A 20,927-nucleotide genomic window follows, 5' to 3' on the forward strand; every position below is an offset into this window, starting at 1 on the left:
GCCAAGCCTGGCCGTTTATCAACCCCATGAAAACCAGGCTCAATACGTACATTGCACTTAACACACTCACCAATACCGGTTTTTTTCCGCGATCGGATATAATTTCTTTACGATGCGTTATTAAGGATATCTTCGTGACCACACGACATCTGGTTAGCCTGGTAACGGGCGTGCTGATCCTCGCTATTTTGCTGCCAGTAGGGGTGAGCATCTGGCTTGCCCATCGCCAGGTCGAGAGGAAGTTTATTGAGGAGCTGGATAACTATTCCACCCAGGTGTTTGAGCGCACCCAGCGTGTGGTCCAGCAGGCGAAAAATGCCCTACAGGACATTGAGGCAGTGACCAGCCTCCCCTGCTCGCATGACCATTTGCTGGCGATGCGACGTATCTCTTTTAGCTACCGCTATGTACAGGAAGTGCTGTACCTGGAAAACAACATCCCGCGATGCTCGTCGCTGGAACAGGAAAGCCATACCGCTCCTTTTCCGCCCGCAATGAAGCTGACTGATGACGGTTACCAGGCCTGGTTTACCACGCATAACGATTTGGGGATTGCGCGCTATATGACCGCGCTGGGGAATGGCCGCTATATCGTAATGATCGATCCCGCCTCATTTATTGACGTTGTGCCCTTTGGCGCATGGCAAATCGATGTGGCGATAATCGGCACACAACGTAATATTGTTATCGCCAGTAGCGGGACCATTCCTCCCGCCGTTCTGCAATACACCCGCGAACAAACGCCGCGCCATCTGGAACGTCACGGCGTGGTATATGAAATCCGCCCCTTCCCGGAAATGGGGATTGCCATTGTCAGTTGGGCTTCCACGCGTCCACTGGATAAAATCTGGTATCAACAGGCGTTTATCTGGGTGCCCGTCGGTACGGCGATTGGGCTTCTGGCAGCGGCGTTTATCCTGCGCATTTTGCGGCGTATTCAGTCTCCTCGTCATCGGCTACAGGATGCTATCCATAACCGGGACATCAGCGTTCACTATCAACCCATCATGTCGTTGACCACGGGGAAGATCGTTGGCGCAGAGGCGCTGGCGCGTTGGCGGCAAACTGACGGCAGCTTTCTTTCGCCGGACATTTTTATTCCGCTTGCCGCTCAGACCGGGCTTACCGAATCGCTTACCCGGCTGATCATCGAGTCGGTGTTTGAAGATATGGGGCAATGGCTTCAGCAGCATCCGGAACAGCATATTTCCATCAATATTGAATCCGCGGATCTTGCCTCAGAGAAGCTCCCGGCGCTGCTCAACAAACTGCTCCAGCAGTACCAGGTTTCTCCTTCTCAGATAGCCCTGGAACTGACTGAACGCGCTTTTGCCGATCCAAAAACCAGCTCGCCCATCGTTGCCCGCTATCGTGAAGCGGGACATGCCATCTATATTGACGATTTCGGTACCGGTTTCTCCAGCCTCAGTTACCTGCAGAATCTGGAAGTGGATATCATGAAAATTGATAAATCCTTTGTCAGCGCGCTGGAATACAAAAACGTGACGCCGCACATTATCGAAATGGCCCGGACGCTGAATCTGAAGATGGTGGCCGAGGGAATTGAAACGGCGAAGCAGGAAGCATGGTTACGCCAGCATGGCGTGGATTATGGTCAGGGCTGGCTGTACAGCAAAGCGCTGCCCAAAACGGCGTTTATCCTCTGGGCTGAAGAACACCTTTGAGGCGAAAATGGCTGGCGGCACGCCGCACAGCCAGTCACGTCATTCGTCGAGAATAGGGGCAAATCCACCGTAGATCATGCGTTTACCATCAAACGGCATTTCATCGCCGAATTCTTTCATCCGCGGGTCGGACATCATCTTTTGATTCGCCGCATCCCGTACCTCTTTCGACGGGTATTCGATCCAGCTGAACACCACTTCTTCGTTTTCTCCGGCTTTAACCGCCATGCGAAAATCGGTGACGCTGCCATCTGGCACGTCGTCGGCCCAGCATTCAACGATGCGAAGCGCGCCAAATTCCTTAAACAGCGGTGCTGCTTTCGCCGCCAGCGCCTTATAAGCCTCCTTGTTTTCGGCGGGGACGGCTACAACAAAACCATCAACATACTTCATGAGAAAAACCTCCGAAGTTTACTGCGCGGCCAGCCTTTCCAGCCGCGTCAGTCGGATTAAGTGTAGTCGTCTCTCGTCAACTACGCTGTCTGGATCCGGGACCGGGAAGTGTAGCGAAACCACGGCAAACAAAGCTGAATTAACGGCCCGATCGCCAGAGCGTACAGCACCGTTCCTACGCCAAGCGTGCCGCCCAGCAGCCAGCCGCTGAAGAGCACCGACACCTCGATCGCCGTTCGGATCAGACGCACCGACCAACCGGTGCGGGCATGAATGCCGGTCATCAGCCCGTCCCGCGGCCCGGCGCCAAAGCCAGCGCCGATATACATGCTCGTCGCCAGCGCGTTGACCACCACCGCCGCCGCCAGCATCACGCTGCGCACGACCAGCGAGGAGAGTTCCGGCATCAGCGCCAGCGCAGCATCGGCGGCAAGTCCAATGACAATAACGTTGCTGAATGTGCCTAAACCGGGACGCTGGCGCAGCGGGATCCACAGCAACAGGACCAGCGCGCCGACGATAATCATCACGATGCCTATCTTCATTGACAGCAGATTTGCCAACCCAAGATGAAAAACGTTCCACGGATCGGCGCCTAAGTCCGCGCGCACAAACATGGCGGTTGAGACTCCATACAGAGCCAGTCCAAAATAGAGTTGCAGCAGTCGACGTCCCATTTTCCCCTCCCCGTCAAGATGGCTTTTATCTTCGCCATAATTGGCACTATGATTAATGACCAGTTTTGAGAAAGTGGACTGCTATGTCATCACGTCGCAATGGAAGCCAGTCGTTACATCGCCTGCTGGGTCACTGGCAGGAGACATCTTCACGTACGCCGCTGTGGCGACAGTTGGCGGAAGCGCTGCGTCTGCTGATCCTTGACGGGCGTCTGGCGCTAGACAGCCGCTTGCCTGGCGAACGCGAACTGGCGACAGTGCTGGATGTAAGCCGCACCACCGTTGCCAGCGCGCTGGCGCAACTACGTGAAGAGGGATATCTGGACATCCGTCACGGCAGCGGGTCGCGGGTGATTCTGCCAACGCATATTCGCGACGTGCCCACGCGCTCGGCGACGCCCCTGGCGGTTGATCTTTCCACGGCGGCGCTGAATGCCGGACCTGAAATCCATCAGGCTTACCAGGAGGCGCTGCGCGCCATGCCGCCCCACTTGTTGACCTCAGGCTATCAGCCGCAGGGGCTGCTCTCCCTGCGCGAGTCTGTCGCCCGGCACTATGCGTCACGAGGACTGCCGACCCATGCTGATGAAATCATGGTAGTGAACGGTGCGGTCAGCGGCCTGGCGCTGATCCTGCGTTTAATGACCGGGCCTGGCGACCGCGTACTTGTCGATCATCCCACTTACCCACTGGCCATTGCCGCGATTCAGGGCGCCTCCTGTCGACCGGTAGGCGTTTCGTTACCGGAGCAGGGCTGGGATACCGCTGGACTGGCAGCCACTATCGCACAGACGTCTCCCAGGCTCGCTTATCTGATGCCGGATTTTCATAACCCCACCGGGCGGTGCATGGATGAGCCGACGCGCCAGATTGTCGCCGACATTGCGGCCACAACCCACACAACGCTGGTCATTGATGAAACGATGGTGAATCTGTGGTACGACGCCGCGCCGCCGCCTCCGCTGGCGGCTTATCATCGCCATGCGCCGGTCATTCTGCTGGGTTCGGCAGGAAAAAGTTTTTGGGGCGGCTTGCGGCTGGGATGGGTGCGCGCGCCCGCAAGAACCATCGCTGCGCTGGTGCAAACGCGCGACACGTTCGATCTCGGCTCGCCGGTGCTGGAACAGCTCGCCACCACGTGGCTTCTCGATAATGCCAGCGCCTTTTTACCCCAACGCCGACAGCAACTGGCGGAACGACGCGCATTGTGTCAAACGCTTATGCGCTCGCATTTTCCGGAATGGCGCTTTCAGACGCCGCAGGGAGGACTTTCGTATTGGGTGGAACTGCCGGACGCGCTGGCGACGCAGTTCGCCACGCGCGCGGAGAGCGCCGGGATACAATTGGGAACAGGCACCCGCTTCGGTTTAGCAGGCGCCTTTGATCGCTTTTTACGGATGCCGTTCGCGCTGCCGGAAGAAGGCTTGCGCGAGGTTTTTCGAACCTTACAGCCGCTCTGGGAGAGCCTGCGCATGCAGTCAGCAGGCAGTAAAGTTCGCAAAATTATTTAGTATTGACGCGGTACCGGAAAGCCTTTCAGGGAGATGATAAAATCCTCACCCTCTTTCTTGATTCTGGCGCCCGCGTCGCACCAGTCTGAGGCAATACGGAAAAACTCGTCGCTGCCGACGTTCCAGTGTAAGCGAACATGTTTCACGTAGCCTGAGCGCAATAATTCACAGGCTTCACTGTAGTTACTGGCGGTGGAAAGCGTTTGCTGTTTCATTTTTTCTTCTTCAGTAATCTGCGCAATGCTTTGATTTCTTTCGACGTCAGCGGTTCGACTTGCGACTCGATCGTGTGCTGGCTGTCGATCTCATCTGCGCAGACGTCGCCTTCTGCCGCCGCCCCAAAGGCGCTAAGCAGCAGTTTTTCTGTCGTGATACTCAAATTTTCGTTGTTCGTTTCGGCGTGCTGGCGAAGTTTCTCTTTCACCGCCTCATCGATTTTGACATTTAGTACCGCTGTAGCCATCGTAAAATCCTTGTGTGCAAGCAGGAAAAACACGGCGTAGCCGCAAACGCGCCGGTACGACGTGGAAAGAAAGAGGGGATTATGTTTTAACTTCCCGACAACACTCTGCCAGTTGTTCATTACAAAAAAATGACGAATTCATGACAAAATGAAGAAGTGAGACGGCGGGCTACTTCGGACGGCAGAAATGGGTGGGGGCCCTGCCAGCTACATCCCGGCACACGCGTCATCTGCCTTGGCTGCTTCCTTCCGGACCTGACCTGGTAAACAGAGTAGCGTTGCGGGAGAACCAACAGAGCCCCCATTGAGAGCGTTGTTAACCAACGCGCAGGCGCATTATCACTGCTGCCCCGGCCAATTGCAAGCCGTCGGGCGTCGGATGCTGGTTTCTTGCGCAATGGCGCTTCACCCGCCGCCGTTTCGGGATTATCCTGAAGGATTACCGCAGGAAGAAATAATGGACAGAGAAGACACTTTTCCCCAACGAGTCTGGCAAATCATTGCCTCAATACCGGAAGGATTCGTCACCACCTACGGTGACGTGGCAAAACTTGCCGGTTCGCCGCGGGCTGCGCGCCAGGTAGGCGGCGTCCTCAAACGCTTACCCGAAGGCAGCACCCTTCCCTGGCATCGGGTGGTTAACCGACACGGCGCGATCTCGTTATCCGGGCCGGATCTTCAGCGTCAACGTCAGGCATTATTATCAGAAGGGGTTCAGGTGTCCGGAAGCGGGCAAATCGATTTGCAGCGTTATCGCTGGAACTACTGACCCTCTCCGGGCGGAGAGGGTCGTTTTACGTCTTAATACTGCGTAGGTGCTGGTACGGCAGAAGAAGGCGTCACCTGTGTCGGCGACGTCGACGGCACCGTTGTGGTTGCGCCGCCGCTGGCCTGAACAGGCACTGCCGTCTGCTGGACAGGGACCAGCGTCAGATCGGCTTTCGTTCCGCCCTGGTTGATAACCGGCTGAACGGTATCGGTAATAAAGACCAGTTTGTCGTTCACAGTGATGGCTGCGCTCAGCAGAATGCGGGCATTCGGCTTGATATCGGCCGGGTTAAACGGCAGTACGAAGCTGAACGGCGCTTGCTTCCCTTCGGTTCGTACCGCTTTTTGCGACAGCACCTTAGACGGCGCATCGGCCAACGAAGCGTCTGACAGGGTAACGGTCAGAACAGCATCAGGCGGCAACGCCACTTTCTGACGGATCCATACGGTACCTGAAACATTAGGTTGCTGAATAGTGGACTGTGTGGCAGTAATGGAAGTGTTCGGGTTTGGCGCAGGCGTCTGAATGTCCGCGCTTTTATCCGCGCAGGCAGCCAGGGACACCGCAACCGCTAAACCACTTACTATGTGCACGAGTTTCATTCAATTCTCCTTATCATCAATGCACCAGCAGGCCTTTCCCCCCGCCGGAAGAGTGGTTAACAAATACATAACGTCAATAAGTGTGGCACATATCACTGATTTTTGCCTGGATTAAGCCTTTTATTCAGACTATTGCACCCATCGGACCACTTAATAAATTGCGTTATACTCTGCCTATCTCGCTTCGGCGCCGTTGTTACCTGGAGAGCATGTATGAGTCAGGCACTGAGTAATTTGCTGACATTATTGAATCTGGAAAAAATTGAGGAAGGACTCTTTCGGGGCCAGAGTGAAGACTTAGGGCTGCGCCAGGTTTTTGGCGGGCAGGTTGTCGGTCAGGCGCTGTATGCCGCTAAAGAGACCGTACCGGAAGAACGCCTGGTTCACTCTTTCCACAGCTATTTTTTACGCCCCGGCGACAGCCAAAAACCGATTATTTATGATGTGGAAGTGCTGCGCGACGGCAACAGTTTCAGCGCCCGCCGCGTTGCCGCTGTCCAGAACGGCAAGCCTATTTTTTACATGACCGCGTCGTTTCAGGCGCCAGAAAACGGTTTTGAACATCAAAAAAACATGCCGCACGCCCCCGCGCCAGACGGTCTGAAATCAGAAACCGAAATCGCCCAGTCGCTGGCGCATCTGCTGCCACCGGTGCTGAAGGATAAATTTCTCTGCGACCGCCCACTGGAGGTGCGACCAGTTGAGTTCCACAATCCGTTGAAAGGCCATGTGGCCGAACCCACCCGTCAGGTGTGGATCCGCGCTAACGGCACGCTGCCGGATGATATCCGCGTGCATCAGTATCTGCTGGGCTACGCGTCGGATCTTAATTTTCTGCCGGTTGCGCTACAGCCGCACGGTATTGGTTTTCTGGAAAAAGGGATTCAGATCGCCACCATCGATCACTCCATGTGGTTCCACCGTCCCTTTGATTTGAATCAGTGGCTGTTGTACAGCGTGGAAAGCACCTCGGCGTCCAGCGCCCGGGGCTTTGTGCGCGGCGAGTTTTATACCCAGGACGGCATATTGGTCGCCTCAACTGTGCAGGAAGGGGTGATGCGCAATCACAACTAAACCGGCAGACGCCGTATGCGGTTGATAACGCACGCAGGCCCGGTCAGCAATACGCTGCCGGGCCCTGACGTTACGCGTTATACGCGTTCTCGCCGTGGCTGTTGACATCCAGCCCTTCGCGCTCTTGCTCTTCCGGCACGCGCAGCCCTACGGTCATATCCGCCAGCTTATAACCGATGAACGCCACCACGCCGGACCAGACGAGGGTGATGGCAATACTTTCCAGTTGTACCAGCACCTGATGCCCCATCGTTACGCCCTCGGCGAACCCCACGCCGCCCAGCGCGCTGGAGGCGAATACACCCGTCAGAATACAGCCGACGATCCCGCAGACGCCGTGAACGCCAAACACATCGCACGGGTCGTCAACTCGCAGCAGACGCTTCAACATGGTTACGCCCCACAGCCCGGCTAGCCCGGCAACCACGCCGATGATTAACGCGCCGCCTACGCCGATATAGCCGCAGGCAGGCGTTACGCCAACCAGACCGGCAATCGCACCGGAACAGGCGCCCAGCAGAGACGGTTTACCGCGCAGCGCCCACTCCCCGAAAATCCAGCCGAGGATTGCCGCCGCCGTCGCGACAACGGTATTGACGAAGGCCAATGCCGCAATTTCATTCGCCGCCCCGGCAGAGCCGGCGTTAAAACCAAACCAGCCGATATAAAGGATCGCCGTGCCGGTAAACACCATCGGCAGGTTGTGCGGTTTAAACGCCTCTTTGCCAAAACCGACGCGTTTGCCAATCAGGTATGCGCCCACCAGCCCGGCAATCGCCGCGTTAATATGCACCACGGTACCGCCGGCGAAGTCCAGCGCGCCATGTGACGCCAACAGGCCGCCGCCCCACACCATATGGGCGATCGGAATATAGGAGAGCGTCAACCAGACCACCACAAAGATCAGCACGGCAGAGAAACGGATACGTTCCGCCAACGCCCCGACGATCAACCCGACGGTGATACAGGCAAACGAGCCCTGAAAAGCAACGTGAATATACTGGTAGATACTGCCCATCACGGCGGTCAGCTCAATGTTCTTGAGCATCACCCAGTTAACATTACCGAAGAAGTTGTTCCCTTCGCCAAACGCCAGTGAATAGCCAAACACCACCCACATAATACACACCAGCGCGAAGGTGACCGTTACCTGCGTCAGCATCGACAACACGTTCTTACCGCGGATCAGACCGCCATAGAACAGGGCAATGCCGGGAATGGTCATAAACAGCACCAGCGCGGTGCAAATCATCATAAAACCGTTGTCCGCTTTTTCGGCAACTGCCGGAGCAGCCGCTGCCAGCCCAGGCAGCATCGCCAGTGAAGCAAGGCCCGTTTTCATCGTTGCTATCTTCATTTTGTCGTTTCCCGTTACTGTGTGCCAGGCGTTACAGCGCCGCTTCGTCGGCTTCGCCGGTACGAATACGAATCACACGCTGCAGCTCAGCGACGAAAATTTTGCCGTCGCCAATTTTTCCGGTGTATGCCGCTTTACTGATGACATCAATCACTTCATCAAGCTGGTCGTCGGCAATCGCCACATCAATTTTCACTTTGGGCAGGAAATTGACGCTGTATTCCGCCCCGCGATAAAGCTCAGCATGACCTTTCTGCCGCCCAAAGCCTTTCACTTCGGTGACGGTCAGTCCCTGAATACCTATAGAAGAGAGCGCTTCGCGAACGTCTTCCAGTTTGAACGGTTTGATTACCACGGTAACCAGCTTCATAGATCCCCTCCAGTCAGAATTCGGTAATGGCGCTGCTACACGTATACGTGATTGCAAGGGTTATGCCAGAAATGAAAATTCCCCGAAGAGCGGCCTGCGGCTGGCGAAAGAATTGACGTGAGAAAGGGCGAGGCGAAGCGAGAAAAGAAAAACGCACCATGGCAGTGCATGATGCGTTACATTTTTGCACCACCGCCGTCGAGGCTAACGGCGTCGGTGCATCAGGCGGGTTGCGACTCTTCCCGCACGCTGGCCGCCAGTTCCTCTCCGGCGAGCTGGAGCTGATACATCTGCCAGTAGCGTCCCTGCGCGGCGAGCAGTTGATGATGGGTCCCGCGCTCCATCGCTTGTCCGCGATGCAGCACCAGAATGGTATCCGCTTCCACGATAGTTGATAGTCGATGAGCGATCACCACCAGCGTGGTATGTTCGCGCACCGCCGCCAGCGCCCGCTGAATTGCCTGCTCAGTGCCCGAGTCAATGCTGGCGGTCGCTTCATCAAGAATTAAGATTTGCGGCGTCGCGACCAGAACCCGCGCCAACGCAAGCAGCTGTTTTTGCCCGACGGAGAGGTTATTTCCCTGCTCGCCAAGACGGGTATGGATACCTTCGCTCATGCCGCGCGCCAGCTCCGCGAGCTGCACGGTTTCGAGCGCCTGCCAGACCTGCTCCTCGGAAATATCCCGTCCCAGGGTAACGTTGGCAAGGAACGTATCCGCCATCACCACCGGATCCTGCTGCACCATCGCCACGCCCTGGCGTAACGCACCGTGACTGAGCGTACTCAGCGGACGACCATCAAGACGAATTTCGCCGTGGCGAAGGGGATAATAGCCCATCAGCAGGCTGGCAAGCGTGCTCTTGCCGCTGCCGGTGTGCCCCACCAGCGCCACAAAACTGCGCGACGGCACTGAGAGGCTGATGTTTTGCAGCACCAGATTATCATCGCGATAAGCAAACGAAACATCGTCGATTTCGATCTGCCCGGATGCCAGCGGACGAGCGTCCTGACCGTAACGCTGACGCGGGCCGTCCATCAGTTCAAACACGCGTTCACCCGCCACTACCGCCTGTTGCAGCATCGACTGCTGCGTAGTGAGTTCAATTAGCGGCTCATTCAGGCGCCCCAGATAACTGATGAAGGCGTACAGTACGCCGACTTCAATAGTGCCGACAGAGGTAAAGCTGAACAGCATCAGCAGCCCACAGAGAATCAACGCTGAAAACAGGCTCAACAGAGGACGCAATAAAAAGCCGTCCAGACGCAGAGTCTGCATCCGCGCCATATAATGCGATCGGCTGGCCTCCCCCATTCTTTCACCAAAACGCGCCTGTTGGCGGAACTGCTGAATGACGCTCATGCCGTTGATGACTTCGTTAAAACCGTCGTTAATATCGGCGAGATAAGCGCGTACCCGGCGCACTATCGGCGTGCTGTAGCGCTGGTAGATCACCATCACCACCAACACGGCCGGGAAAATCAGGATCGCCACCAGCGCCATACGCCAGTCAAGACTGAACATCGCCACCAGCATCGCGCCAATCAGCGCCGCGCTGCGCAGCACGGTCGCCACCACCGTGACGTACAGATCGCGAATGACTTCGGTATCATTGGTGACGCGTGAAATCAGTTGGCCGACGGGTTGGGTGTCAAACTCGCTTAGCGGCTGTCGCAGCGCGGCGTCCATCACGTCGGTACGCAGTTGCTGAACCACCCCGACTGCGGCGCGGTTAAACAGCAGCGACTGCGCGTAATGCAAACTGGCGGCCAGGATTTGCAAGCCGAGATAAGCGGCTATCAGCCCGGCGACAATGCCGAGCGGCAGCGTGTTTTTCGCCACCATATTGTCGATAAAATAACTGATCAACAACGGGCCGCTGACTTCCGCCGCCGCCGCAATCCACAGCATCACGACCGCGATACCCAGCGGTTTACGCCACGGAGATCCATAGGCCAGCAGGCGCTTGAGGGTCGGCCATAACTGCCCGAAACTACGCATTCGCCGTCTCCTCATCGTTTTGCGGCGCATCGTCCAGCGCGGCTTCCAGTTGCTGGTAACGGTACATGTCGCGATACCAGCCCGCCTGCTGAACCAGCGTCTCATGATCGCCACGCTGCATGATATGACCATGCTGCATAACAATGATTTCGCTCGCTTCGGTCAGCGCCGACAGTCGGTGCGCGCTGATAATCACCGTGCGCCCTTCTCCCCACTGGCGCAGGTTATGCAGGATCTGATGCTCGGTGCGGCCATCCACTGCCGACAGCGCGTCATCAAGGATCAGAATTTCGGCATCCAGCAGCAGCGCTCGCGCAATGGAGATGCGCTGTTTTTGCCCGCCAGAGAGCATGACGCCGCGCTCGCCCACTTCGGTGTCATAGCCCTGCGGCAGACGCAGAATATCCTCATGAACGCTGGCTAGCCGCGCCACATGCTCAATGTCCTGCTGCGTGGCGTTCGGGCAGCCCAGCGCAATGTTATTGGCCACGGTATCGGAAAACAGAAAAGGCGTCTGGCTAACCACCGCCAGGCGGCTGCGCCAGCTGTCCAGTTGCAAACGCGGCAACGGAATGTTGTGAAAACGCACGTCCCCTTGGGTAATGTCGAAATGACGCTGAATCAACGACAGCACCGTACTTTTACCCGCGCCGGTGGGCCCGCAAATGCCAAGCATCTGCCCCGGTTGAAGGCGAAAAGTAACGTTTTCCAGCGCCGGATGCGAGGTGTGGGGATAGCTGAACTCACGTATCGCGACCGCCAGTTCTCCCCGCCCTTCCGGCACCGGTTCCGTACCGTCGTTAACTACCGGCGCTTCGGCCAGCATCGCGCGAATGCGGCTGTATGCCGCGCTGCCGCGCTCGACGATGTTGAACATCCACGCCAAAGCCAGCATTGGCCATATCATCAGCCCGAGATACATCATAAAGCTGGTTAATTGTCCCAACGTCAGAGCGCCCTGGACGACCATCCAGCTGCCGCCGCCAATCGCCAGCAGGTTCGCCATCCCGATGGCGATGTAAATCGTGGGATCAAAGCGCGCGTCAATGCGCGCCACGCGCATGTTTTTCTTACCGGTGTCGTCCGCATCGGCCGCAAACAGCGCCGACTGGCGATCCTCCAGACCAAAGGCTTTGATCATGCGGATGCTGGTGAGGCTCTCCTGGGTACGGTCATTCAGGCTGGAGAAAGCAGCCTGCGCCAGGCGAAAGCGATCGTGCAACTTATCGCCGTAGCGCTTAATCATCAACGCCATAACCGGCATGGGCAACAGCGCTAACAGGGTCAGTTGCCAGCTGATCTGCGTGGACATCACGATCAGCACCGCACAGCCCATCACCAGCGAATCCACCAGCGTCAGGACGCCTTCGCCTGCGGCGAACACCACGCGATCCACATCGTTGGTGGCGCGCGCCATCAGATCGCCGGTACGGTGGCGCAAATAAAATTCAGGATGCTGACGGCTCAGCTGACGGTAGTAATCTTCCCGCAGTTCCACCGCAAGCTGGTAAGACGCGCCAAACAGCAGCACGCGCCAGACGTAGCGCAGCAGATACACCACTACGGCAATCAGGGCGATGGTGCCAATCCACATCAGCACCCGCTGCGTCGTAAAGTGCTGCGCGGTGACGCCATCCACGACAATGCCCACCACCTTTGGCGGAATGAGCTGAAGAATGGCGATGATAATAAGCAAGGCAACAGCGCCGAGGTAGCGACGCCACTCCCGGCGAAAATACCAGCTTAATTGAGCAAATAATCGCACGCGTTATGTCCTGACCTGATTTTCCGGCTCATCGTCCGGGAGGGTTATTCAATGGGTAAAGCGGTAGTGTATTTAATCTGTTCCATCGCGAAACTGGATGTCACATCGGAGAGGCCCGGCACGCTGTTCACCAGGCGCTTATAGAAATCATCGTAGCGTTTCATGTCGGCCACCTGTACCCGCATCAGGTAGTCGTACTCCCCGGCCATGCGCCAGAAGCCAAGCACTTCGGGCATCTCGCTGACCACCGTCACGAAACGGCAGTACCATTCACTGCTGTGGTGCTGGGTTTTGATCAGCACGAAGGCGGTTAATCCCAGCCCCAGTTTTTCCGGGTCCAGCAACGCGACTTTGCCCAGCAAAATACCGTCGTCTTCCAACCGTTTGAGGCGCTTCCAGCAGGGTGTGGTGGTCAGATTAACGGCATCCGCCAGCGCCTGCAAAGAGAGGGTGCAGTCTTGCTGCAACAGCGCCAGTAGCTTGCGGTCAATTTTATCTAACATATCGACGTCTCAGAGAACAATTTTCTCCATTCATTCTATTTTAAAGGTCAAATAGCAACAATTTTTTCCGTGCTTTTCGCTACGCTTGGCACAAAATGACAAATGGATATTAATGATGAACAGTGCATGGGTTAAAAACGCCATCAATGAAATCAACGCGGATTACCATCGCTCCGCCGATACTCACCTTATTCGCTTGCCGCTGCCTGCCTTTCCGGGTATTCAGCTGTATCTTAAAGATGAAAGCACGCACCCGACCGGCAGCCTGAAACACCGGCTGGCGCGCTCGCTGTTTCTCTACGGGCTGTGCAACGGCTGGATCAAAGAAGGCACTACTATTATAGAATCCTCTTCGGGATCGACCGCGGTTTCTGAAGCCTATTTCGCTCGCCTGCTGGGGTTGCCGTTTATCGCCGTCATGCCATCCTGTACGGCAAAGCGTAAGATTGAGCAGATTGAATTTTACGGCGGTCGCTGTCATTTCGTCGAAAGCGCGTGTGAAATTTACGCCGCCTCGGAGCAACTGGCGCGCGAGCTGAACGGTCATTACATGGATCAGTTCACCTACGCTGAACGCGCCACCGACTGGCGCGGCAACAATAACATCGCCGACAGTATTTTCCGCCAGATGCAGTGCGAGCCGAACCCGGTTCCCGCGCACATCGTTATGAGTGCGGGCACAGGCGGCACCTCCGCCACTATTGGACGCTATATTCGCTGTCAGGGCTATGCGACCCGTCTGATGGTGGTTGACCCGGAAAACTCGGTATTCCTCCCCTACTGGCAAAACCGTGACGCCACGCTTCGCAGCCCGACGGGCAGTAAAATCGAAGGCATAGGCCGTCCGCGCGTGGAGCCTTCTTTTATTCCGGACGTGGTGGACGAAATGCTGCGCGTGCCCGATGCCGCCAGCGTGGCAACCGCGCACTGGCTGGAAACCCAGCTCGGTCGTAAGGTTGGGGCTTCCACGGGAACCAATATGTGGGGAATGCTGCACCTTGCCGCCAGAATGCGCGACGCGGGTGAAACCGGTTCACTGGTGACGCTGTTATGCGACAGCGGGGAGCGGTATCTGGACACCTACTACCACCCCGAGTGGGTGAAGGCGAACATGGGCGATTTGACGCCGTGGCAGGATGCGCTTGCTCAGTTGCTACGCCTTAAATAAAAAAACGGGCAACGTGATGCTGCCCGTTGCCGGAAAGGATCTCTCATTCGGGGGAATAAGGTAGATGCGGATTGTCCAGCCAATGTGTCAAAAAGTGTGATACCGCCTGATTACGGCAGTGGCCAATAACCGGCAGATGCGGCAGCTCGGCAATCAACTGCGGCATCGCATTGCCCATAATCAGGCCATGACCAACGCTACCGAGCATTTCACGGTCGTTCATCGCGTCGCCGAACGCCATGCATTCCGCCATCGTCAGTCCAAGGTGCTGACTCAACACTGACAATGCGGAACCTTTATTACAGTTCACCGGCAATACTTCCAGGCAATCAACGGCAGAGAAGCACAGATGCGCCCGTGGGCCTAACGTTTCATGCAACTGCGTTTTCAGTCGCGACAGATCGTCATGATCGCCGCAGAAGCAAACCTTGGTGACTTGATCCGCCGGGAGACGTTTGATATCGACGATCTGATAGCGAAAGCCGCTGTAGACGTGGGCCTGCAGGATCGCCGGAATGTCCTGGCCGGTAAACCAGCCATTGTCGTTAAAAACATGCATACTTGCCCGGGTGTCCCACTTCTGCTGCAGGACAATTTGCGCGACCGCCGGATCCAGATCCTGTCGATGCAGCACCTCTCCTTCCAGCGAATGAATGCGCGTACCGTTGCCGGTAATTAAAAACGCCTCCAGCGAAACGGCGCCAAGAATATGGCGCATTTCCAGCACGTGACGCCCGGTCGCAAAAGCCAGCGTGATGTCACGTTCACGCAGGCGGGACAACGTGGAAATCGTTTCCTCACCCAGCAGGTGGTTTGGCATCAGCAAGGTGCCATCCATATCAAATGCAGCCAGACGAGCCATCTCTTTCTCCACTCTGTGACGGGGTTAACTTGTGGATGAGTATCACCTGATATATACGGAAGTAATAGTGAATAGATAATCTGAATTGTTCCGGGTTTTTATGCGACTTCTTAATCGTCTTAATCAATACCAGCGGCTGTGGCAACCTTCTGGCGGCGAACCGCAAAGCGTGACCGTGGGCGAACTGGCGGAGCGCTGCTTTTGCAGCGAGCGTCACATCCGCACCCTGCTACGTCAGGCGCAGGCGGCGGGGTGGCTTGTCTGGACGTCGCAGTCCGGGCGGGGGAAGCGCGGATTGCTGCGTTTTTTGGTGACGCCGGAATCGCTGCGCACCACGATGATGGAGCAGGCGCTGGAAAAAGGGCAACAGCTTAGCGTACTGGAGCTGGCGCAACTGGCGCCCGGCGATTTGCGCGCCATGCTCCAGCCTTTTATGGGGGGTCAGTGGCAGAATGCGACGCCAACGTTGCGAATTCCCTATTATCGCCCGCTGGATCCGTTGCACCCTGGTTTCCTGCCTGGCCGCGCCGAACAGCATCTGGCAAGCCAGATTTTCTCGGGTCTGACCCGCTTCGACAGCGAGACGCAGCAACCCTGCGGCGATCTAGCGCACCACTGGGAGATTTCCCGCGACGGCTTACGCTGGGATTTTTATATCCGATCCACGCTGTACTGGCATAACGGCGACCCGGTGGCAACCACGCAGTTACACCAGCGGCTGTTGATGCTGCTGGCGCTTCCGGCGCTGCACAGGCTGTTTATCAGCGTCAAGTCGATAGATGTGACCCATCCGCAATGCCTGACGTTCACCCTTCACCGCCCGGACTTCTGGCTGGCGCACCGTCTGGCAAGCTACTGTAGCCATCTGGCGCATCCGGAACAGCCACTCGTCGGTACGGGGCCGTTTCGCCTGACGCTTTTTACTCCGGAACTGGTGCGTCTGGAAAGCCACGACCATTACCATCTTACGCATCCCCTGCTTAAAGCCATTGAATACTGGATCACACCACAATTGTTCGCGCAGGATCTGGGCACCAGTTGCCGTCACCCGGTGCAGATCACCATTGGAAAACCAGAAGAACTCGCCACGGTAAGCCCGGTCAGTACCGGAATCAGCCTGGGCTTTTGCTACTTAACGTTGAAAAAGAGCGCAAGATTATCCCTGCACCAGGCGCGTTGGCTGGTCGAACTCATCCATCGTTCTTCGCTGCTTGAGACGCTCGATGTCGGCGAGAATTTAATCACGCCCAGCCGCGCGCTGCTGCCAGGCTGGTCTATTCCACGCTGGCAAGGGCTTGAGGAGGTGGCGCTGCCAAAAACCTTGACTCTGGTCTACCATCTGCCAGTGGAACTGCACACCATGGCCGAACGCTTGCGCCTGACTCTGGCGGATCTGGGCTGCGAGCTGACGTTAATTTTCCACAATGCGAAAACCTGGGAGGGCTGTCATCTGCTTGCCGAAGCGGACCTGATGATGGGGGACAGGCTGATTGGCGAAGCGCCAGAATATACCCTCGAACAATGGTTGCGCTGCGACGCGCTCTGGCCACATGTGCTCGACGCGCCTGGGTTTTCGCACTTACAGGCGACGCTGGATGCGCTGCAAATTCGTCCCGAAGAAGCGCATCGGCACGCCGGGCTCCGGCAGGTTTTCACCACTCTGATGAATGAGGCGACGCTGACGCCGCTGTTTAACTATCATTACCGCATCAGCGCTCCCCCAGGCGTGAACGGCGTGCGCCTGAATCCGCGCGGCTGGTTTGCCTTTACGGAAGCCTGGCTGCCGCCGCCGGGGCCGTGAAGTCACTGGTCGGCGCGCATTTCAGGCGTTAACATAATGGTTTTGTAGATTTACGGGAAATACCATGAAACGTGCCGTCGTTGTGTTCAGTGGAGGACAAGACTCCACCACCTGTCTGGCGCAGGCGCTGCATCAGTATGATGAAGTGCATTGCGTGACCTTTGACTATGGTCAGCGCCATCGCGCTGAGATCGATGTGGCCCGTGAACTGGCCCTGAAACTGGGCGCCCGTGCGCACAAAGTGCTGGATGTGACGTTGCTCAGCGAACTCGCCGTCAGCAGCCTGACGCGCGACAATATCCCGGTACCGGATTACGAACCGGAAGCAAACGGCATCCCCAATACTTTTGTTCCCGGACGCAATATTCTGTTTTTGACGCTAACGGCCATTTACGCCTATCAGGTGAAGGCAGAAGCGGTGATCACCGGCGTGTGTGAAACCGATTTTTCCGGCTACCCGGACTGCCGCGACGAATTTGTGAAAGCACTCAATCACGCGGTTAATCTTGGCATGGCGAAGGACATTCGATTTGAAACGCCGTTAATGTGGATTGATAAAGCTGAAACCTGGGCGCTGGCAGACTACTGGGGCAAGCTGGATCTTGTGCGTCATGAAACACTGACCTGTTATAACGGCATTAAAGGCGACGGTTGCGGCCAGTGCGCGGCCTGTCATCTTCGCGCCAACGGTCTGCACCATTATCTGGCTAATAAGCCTGCGGTAATGGCGGCGATGAAACACAAAACCGGTTTACAATAACCCCTGTAGCATGGCCGGATGGCGAAACGACGTGTCGTGTCCGGCCTACGCCGTCTGATGCGCAGGCCGGATACGCGAAGCGCCATCAGGCACGCTTCGCGGTTTTCTACTGGACCATTTGCTCCAGCTTATCCCGCAATTCCCCTTCCAGCGGTAACGCTTTCTGTGTTTTCAGATCGATGCAAACGAAGGTGATCAGCGCATCGGTCACCACCTGCCCTTCTGGTTCAAGCGTGATGACCTGGCTCAGAATACCGCTTTTACCGTTTAACTGTTGGACCTGACTGGTGACGGTCAACAGATCGCTCAGCACCGCCGGACGGCGATAGTTGATATTGATATTTACCACTACGAAGGCGATGTTGTGCGCCGTCATCCACTGAAAGCTGTCGCTGTTTTCCAGCCCGTCCCAGCGGGCTTCTTCAAGGAATTCCAGATAGCGGGCGTTATTCACATGTTGGTAAACATCGAGATGATATCCACGGACTTTGATTTGTGTTTGCATAGCGCTGAAACCTTAATTTATCGTTATTGGTATGACAGAAGTAAAGAGGTCATACTGGTATGACCTCCGTAATCCTGGCAAATTTTAGCCACTACGCAAGTGCTTAAAGCGTCAATGCTGACAGATTACGTTCAACTAACGCGCTACCCATGCCCGGCACCTGCTTGAGATCGTCTACCGTTTTAAAAGGACCGTACTCTTCGCGATAGCTGACGATCGCCTGTGCTTTCTTCAGCCCGACGCCGTTCATCGCGCGCGCCAGCTCCTCTGCCGTTGCGGTGTTAATGCTGACCCGGGTACCGTCTTCGTCGCTGGCTTTCACTGGCGCCGCCGCTTTGTTTTGCGCAGCGGTATGGGCTTCCGCTTTGTTTTCCGCCACCGCGCCCTTTGTTGCTGGCGCGGCGGCCAGCGCGCTGTGCGTCATGCCCGCGCAGGCTAAAGAAAGGGTAATGAGTAGCGCTTTGAATCCGTGTTTCATACTGTTTCTCCTTGTTTGTTAACAGTGAAAGCACAATAGCGGGACGGCAGAAAGCGAACAAATGGCAAAGTTCAGAAATGGAAAAGGCCGCGAAAGCGGCCTTTTGGTGTTACAACTGTTGAGCTATTTTTTGCGAGACGTCTCGATGATTAAGGCTGTTGCTCCATCGCATCACCGATTTTGATCTTCGCTTCTTTACGCAGATTGCTCATCAGCGCTTCAAACACAATCTGCGCATTGTTCTGGGTGATACCCTGAACCATCGCCTTTTTCTGTTCTTCCGGCATGGAGCCTGCTTTCACTTCATCCAGCGCCAGGATCACGACGTTACCCTGCATGTCGTCAGCAATGCCATAGCTTGGTTTATCTTTGGCTGGCAGACTCAGGCTAAACGCCGCCTGGCTAATCGGATCCTGTCCAGTACGGCTCAGGGTTTTCGATTCGCCAAAGCGCAGGCCCGCCGCTTTCATCGCTTCTGCGCCTTTTCCTGCTTTCAGATCAACCAGCAGTTTTTCCGCGCTCAGTTTGGCCTGCTGCGTGGCTTTTTCATGTTTCACTATTTCAGTGACCTGATCTTTTACCTCAGCCAGAGGCTTCACCGCTTCCGCTTTATGCTCGCTAATGCGCAGTACAAACGCACGATCGCCATCAACGGTGATGATATCGGAGTTTCTGCCCGGCGTACCGTTTTCACCTACCAGCGAGCCGTCAAAGATCGCGTCTGACACCGGTTTAAAATTGAGTTCTTCAGGCAGACTGTCGCGGCTAAACCAGCCCGTTTCCACCGCTTTCACACCGGCGACTTGCTCAGCGCCCACCAGCGATTCGGTGTCATTGTTCGCCGCGTCGCTAACTTTCTGCTGCAAGGCGAAAAAGGCGTCGATCGCTTTTTCCTGTTTCACTTTCGCGGCAATGTCGTCACGTGCTTCGCTCAACGGTTTGACCTTCGCTGGCTGGACGTCGTCAAGACGCGCCACCAGGAAACCGACGGAAGATTTGATTACGCCGGAAAGCTGGCCTTTTTCTTTCAGACCGGCATTTTTCAGTTCGTCAGGGGTGGTTGATTCTTCCAGCCAACCCATGTCGCCGCCGTTACGGGCAGAGATGATATCAGCCGATTTTTCTTTCGCCAGCGCTGCAAAATCACCGCCTTTATTCAGCGCGTCCAGCACCGCTTTGGCTTCATCTTCCGTTTTGGTCTGGATGATGCTGTAACGGGTGCGCTGCGGCTGAGTGAATTCATCCTGATGCTGATCGTAATAAGACTGGATGTCTGCATCGCTCACCGGTTTTTGCATCGCCGCAGCGTCGAGCTTGATATAGCTGACGCGGAACTGTTCCGGGGTCATGAAGCTGTTTTTGTGCTGCTCGTAATAGCTGCTGACATCCTGTTCGGTCACCTGCTGCTTCGCCGCCAGCGTATTGACGTCGATAGTGGCTTCACGCACCACGCGCTGCTGAGCCACCAGCGCCGCCAGTTCGTCTGTTTCGCCTTTGAGCATAAAGTCGGTACCCGCAACGCCGCTGATCAGCTGCTGGGTAGTCAGTTGATTACGCAGCGCCTGGGCATACTGGTCCGCGGTCATGCCCATCTGATTAATAATCGCGTTGTAGCGATTGTTATCAAATTTACCGTCAACCTGGAAAGCGGGCGTAGTGAAAATCGCTTGTTTAACCTGTTCGTCGCTGATGCCAAGTTTGAGTTCGCGCGCGTACTGGTCGAGCAGCGCTTCGTCGATCAGGCGATTCAGCGTCTGCTGGCGCAGGGTTTTCATATAGCCTTCATTGGCGGCCAGTTCTGAATACCGATCGCCAAGCTGCTGCTGCATGCGATTACGTTCGCTGTTGAACGCATTCTCAAACTGCCCACGGCTGATTTCCTGGCCATTCACTTTAGCGGCGTAGTTGTTGCCTCCGCCAATCAGGTAACCACTCACGCCGGTCAGAATGAACGACACGATAATGATTCCGAAAATAATCTTGAGCACGAGACTGTTAGCAGCCGTGCGTAAGCTGTCCATCATGGTGTAACCACACTCCGCTGTAGGTGACTATACACTGCACGCAGCATAGTGTTTCCTGAACGCTGCGCATAAAGGCCTATTGTGACAAGAAACAGGGGCGATTGTCAGCCCACAACGTATAGAAAATCGGTTCAATAATAAAAAAGGCACATCAGATGAT

21 protein-coding genes and 1 other RNA gene are annotated in these 20,927 nt (G+C 56.1%); 7 read left to right on the top strand and 15 right to left on the bottom strand.

Annotation, left to right across the window (positions count from 1 at the left end; translation table 11 throughout):
• Nucleotides 1-134 precede the first annotated feature (134 nt).
• Nucleotides 135-1,685, top strand: coding sequence for a cyclic di-3',5'-guanosine monophosphate phosphodiesterase PdeB (pdeB, locus tag OGY07_RS19615; RefSeq protein ID WP_042285856.1), 1,551 nt, complete (start codon nucleotides 135-137; stop codon nucleotides 1,683-1,685).
• Between the two features lie 39 nt (nucleotides 1,686-1,724).
• Here pdeB and OGY07_RS19620 read toward each other — a convergent pair whose 3' ends face one another.
• Entirely contained in the window at nucleotides 1,725-2,078 is a 354-nt protein-coding gene (locus OGY07_RS19620) for a DUF1428 domain-containing protein (protein WP_060569050.1), read from the bottom strand.
• An 80-nt stretch (nucleotides 2,079-2,158) separates the two neighbouring features.
• The gene (gene yczE / locus OGY07_RS19625) at nucleotides 2,159-2,755 is read right to left on the bottom strand and encodes a membrane protein YczE (RefSeq protein ID WP_199956500.1); all 597 of its coding nucleotides are present in this window, start codon (nucleotides 2,753-2,755) and stop codon (nucleotides 2,159-2,161) included.
• A gap of 83 nt (nucleotides 2,756-2,838) precedes the next feature.
• Here yczE and yczR point away from each other — a divergent pair, with 83 nt between their 5' ends.
• Complete coding sequence (yczR, locus tag OGY07_RS19630) at nucleotides 2,839-4,266, top strand: MocR-like transcription factor YczR (protein WP_286602634.1); 1,428 nt, start codon at nucleotides 2,839-2,841, stop codon at nucleotides 4,264-4,266.
• On the opposite strand, the gene OGY07_RS19635 is transcribed toward yczR, so the two are convergent.
• The 3 genes from OGY07_RS19635 to ffs all read right to left on the bottom strand — a co-directional run bounded on the left by OGY07_RS19635 (nucleotide 4,263) and on the right by ffs (nucleotide 5,024).
• Nucleotides 4,263-4,481 (bottom strand): hypothetical protein, encoded by a 219-nt coding sequence (locus OGY07_RS19635; protein WP_042285866.1) that lies wholly within the window; start codon nucleotides 4,479-4,481, stop codon nucleotides 4,263-4,265. The genes yczR and OGY07_RS19635 overlap by 4 nt on opposite strands.
• On the bottom strand, nucleotides 4,478-4,729 hold the full coding sequence (locus tag OGY07_RS19640; protein ID WP_042285870.1) for a hypothetical protein: 252 nt from the start codon (nucleotides 4,727-4,729) through the stop codon (nucleotides 4,478-4,480). Before OGY07_RS19640 ends, OGY07_RS19635 begins: the two co-directional genes overlap by 4 nt.
• Nucleotides 4,730-4,927: 198 nt before the next feature.
• Nucleotides 4,928-5,024, bottom strand: an RNA gene (ffs, locus tag OGY07_RS19645) — signal recognition particle sRNA small type.
• A 162-nt stretch (nucleotides 5,025-5,186) separates the two neighbouring features.
• On the opposite strand from ffs, the gene OGY07_RS19650 reads away from it, so the two are divergent.
• Nucleotides 5,187-5,498 (top strand): MGMT family protein, encoded by a 312-nt coding sequence (locus tag OGY07_RS19650; protein WP_199956501.1) that lies wholly within the window; start codon nucleotides 5,187-5,189, stop codon nucleotides 5,496-5,498.
• 32 nt (nucleotides 5,499-5,530) lie between these two features.
• Here OGY07_RS19650 and OGY07_RS19655 read toward each other — a convergent pair whose 3' ends face one another.
• Nucleotides 5,531-6,100: a YbaY family lipoprotein gene (locus OGY07_RS19655; RefSeq protein WP_042285875.1), complete on the bottom strand. Its 570-nt coding sequence runs from the start codon at nucleotides 6,098-6,100 to the stop codon at nucleotides 5,531-5,533.
• A gap of 213 nt (nucleotides 6,101-6,313) precedes the next feature.
• Between OGY07_RS19655 and tesB the strand changes: the two genes are divergently transcribed.
• Nucleotides 6,314-7,174, top strand: coding sequence for an acyl-CoA thioesterase II (gene tesB, locus OGY07_RS19660; RefSeq protein WP_286602639.1), 861 nt, complete (start codon nucleotides 6,314-6,316; stop codon nucleotides 7,172-7,174).
• Nucleotides 7,175-7,244: 70 nt separating this feature from the next.
• On the opposite strand, the gene amtB is transcribed toward tesB, so the two are convergent.
• The 5 genes from amtB to decR all read right to left on the bottom strand — a co-directional run bounded on the left by amtB (nucleotide 7,245) and on the right by decR (nucleotide 13,169).
• The gene (gene amtB, locus OGY07_RS19665) at nucleotides 7,245-8,531 is read right to left on the bottom strand and encodes an ammonium transporter AmtB (RefSeq protein WP_042285877.1); all 1,287 of its coding nucleotides are present in this window, start codon (nucleotides 8,529-8,531) and stop codon (nucleotides 7,245-7,247) included.
• A 31-nt stretch (nucleotides 8,532-8,562) separates the two neighbouring features.
• Nucleotides 8,563-8,901, bottom strand: a complete 339-nt coding sequence (gene glnK / locus OGY07_RS19670) for a P-II family nitrogen regulator (protein WP_002891893.1) — start codon at nucleotides 8,899-8,901, stop codon at nucleotides 8,563-8,565.
• A gap of 221 nt (nucleotides 8,902-9,122) precedes the next feature.
• Nucleotides 9,123-10,901 (bottom strand): SmdB family multidrug efflux ABC transporter permease/ATP-binding protein, encoded by a 1,779-nt coding sequence (locus tag OGY07_RS19675; protein ID WP_286602640.1) that lies wholly within the window; start codon nucleotides 10,899-10,901, stop codon nucleotides 9,123-9,125.
• On the bottom strand, nucleotides 10,894-12,666 hold the full coding sequence (locus tag OGY07_RS19680) for a SmdA family multidrug ABC transporter permease/ATP-binding protein (protein ID WP_286602642.1): 1,773 nt from the start codon (nucleotides 12,664-12,666) through the stop codon (nucleotides 10,894-10,896). Before OGY07_RS19680 ends, OGY07_RS19675 begins: the two co-directional genes overlap by 8 nt.
• A gap of 44 nt (nucleotides 12,667-12,710) precedes the next feature.
• On the bottom strand, nucleotides 12,711-13,169 hold the full coding sequence (decR, locus tag OGY07_RS19685; RefSeq protein ID WP_042285884.1) for a DNA-binding transcriptional regulator DecR: 459 nt from the start codon (nucleotides 13,167-13,169) through the stop codon (nucleotides 12,711-12,713).
• Nucleotides 13,170-13,281: 112 nt separating this feature from the next.
• Here decR and OGY07_RS19690 point away from each other — a divergent pair, with 112 nt between their 5' ends.
• The gene (locus OGY07_RS19690; protein WP_084588982.1) at nucleotides 13,282-14,337 is read left to right on the top strand and encodes a PLP-dependent cysteine synthase family protein; all 1,056 of its coding nucleotides are present in this window, start codon (nucleotides 13,282-13,284) and stop codon (nucleotides 14,335-14,337) included.
• A gap of 43 nt (nucleotides 14,338-14,380) precedes the next feature.
• On the opposite strand, the gene cof is transcribed toward OGY07_RS19690, so the two are convergent.
• Nucleotides 14,381-15,199 (bottom strand): HMP-PP phosphatase, encoded by an 819-nt coding sequence (gene cof, locus OGY07_RS19695; RefSeq protein WP_181821864.1) that lies wholly within the window; start codon nucleotides 15,197-15,199, stop codon nucleotides 14,381-14,383.
• Between the two features lie 100 nt (nucleotides 15,200-15,299).
• Here cof and OGY07_RS19700 point away from each other — a divergent pair, with 100 nt between their 5' ends.
• Both OGY07_RS19700 and queC read left to right on the top strand, forming a co-directional pair.
• Nucleotides 15,300-17,000, top strand: a complete 1,701-nt coding sequence (locus OGY07_RS19700) for an SgrR family transcriptional regulator (RefSeq protein ID WP_286602648.1) — start codon at nucleotides 15,300-15,302, stop codon at nucleotides 16,998-17,000.
• A gap of 64 nt (nucleotides 17,001-17,064) precedes the next feature.
• Complete coding sequence (gene queC, locus OGY07_RS19705) at nucleotides 17,065-17,760, top strand: 7-cyano-7-deazaguanine synthase QueC (RefSeq protein ID WP_042285896.1); 696 nt, start codon at nucleotides 17,065-17,067, stop codon at nucleotides 17,758-17,760.
• A gap of 106 nt (nucleotides 17,761-17,866) precedes the next feature.
• Here queC and fadM read toward each other — a convergent pair whose 3' ends face one another.
• From fadM to ppiD, 3 genes are all read right to left on the bottom strand, one after another.
• Nucleotides 17,867-18,265, bottom strand: a complete 399-nt coding sequence (gene fadM, locus OGY07_RS19710; protein WP_286602650.1) for a long-chain acyl-CoA thioesterase FadM — start codon at nucleotides 18,263-18,265, stop codon at nucleotides 17,867-17,869.
• Nucleotides 18,266-18,368: 103 nt separating this feature from the next.
• Nucleotides 18,369-18,743 (bottom strand): helix-hairpin-helix domain-containing protein, encoded by a 375-nt coding sequence (locus OGY07_RS19715; protein ID WP_042285900.1) that lies wholly within the window; start codon nucleotides 18,741-18,743, stop codon nucleotides 18,369-18,371.
• A gap of 149 nt (nucleotides 18,744-18,892) precedes the next feature.
• On the bottom strand, nucleotides 18,893-20,767 hold the full coding sequence (gene ppiD / locus OGY07_RS19720) for a peptidylprolyl isomerase (protein WP_286602652.1): 1,875 nt from the start codon (nucleotides 20,765-20,767) through the stop codon (nucleotides 18,893-18,895).
• Nucleotides 20,768-20,927: the final 160 nt, after the last annotated feature.

Origin of the sequence: Citrobacter sp. Cs237, from assembly GCF_030332325.1 — a bacterium.
In the GTDB taxonomy this organism is placed as follows: domain Bacteria; phylum Pseudomonadota; class Gammaproteobacteria; order Enterobacterales; family Enterobacteriaceae; genus Citrobacter_A; species Citrobacter_A sedlakii.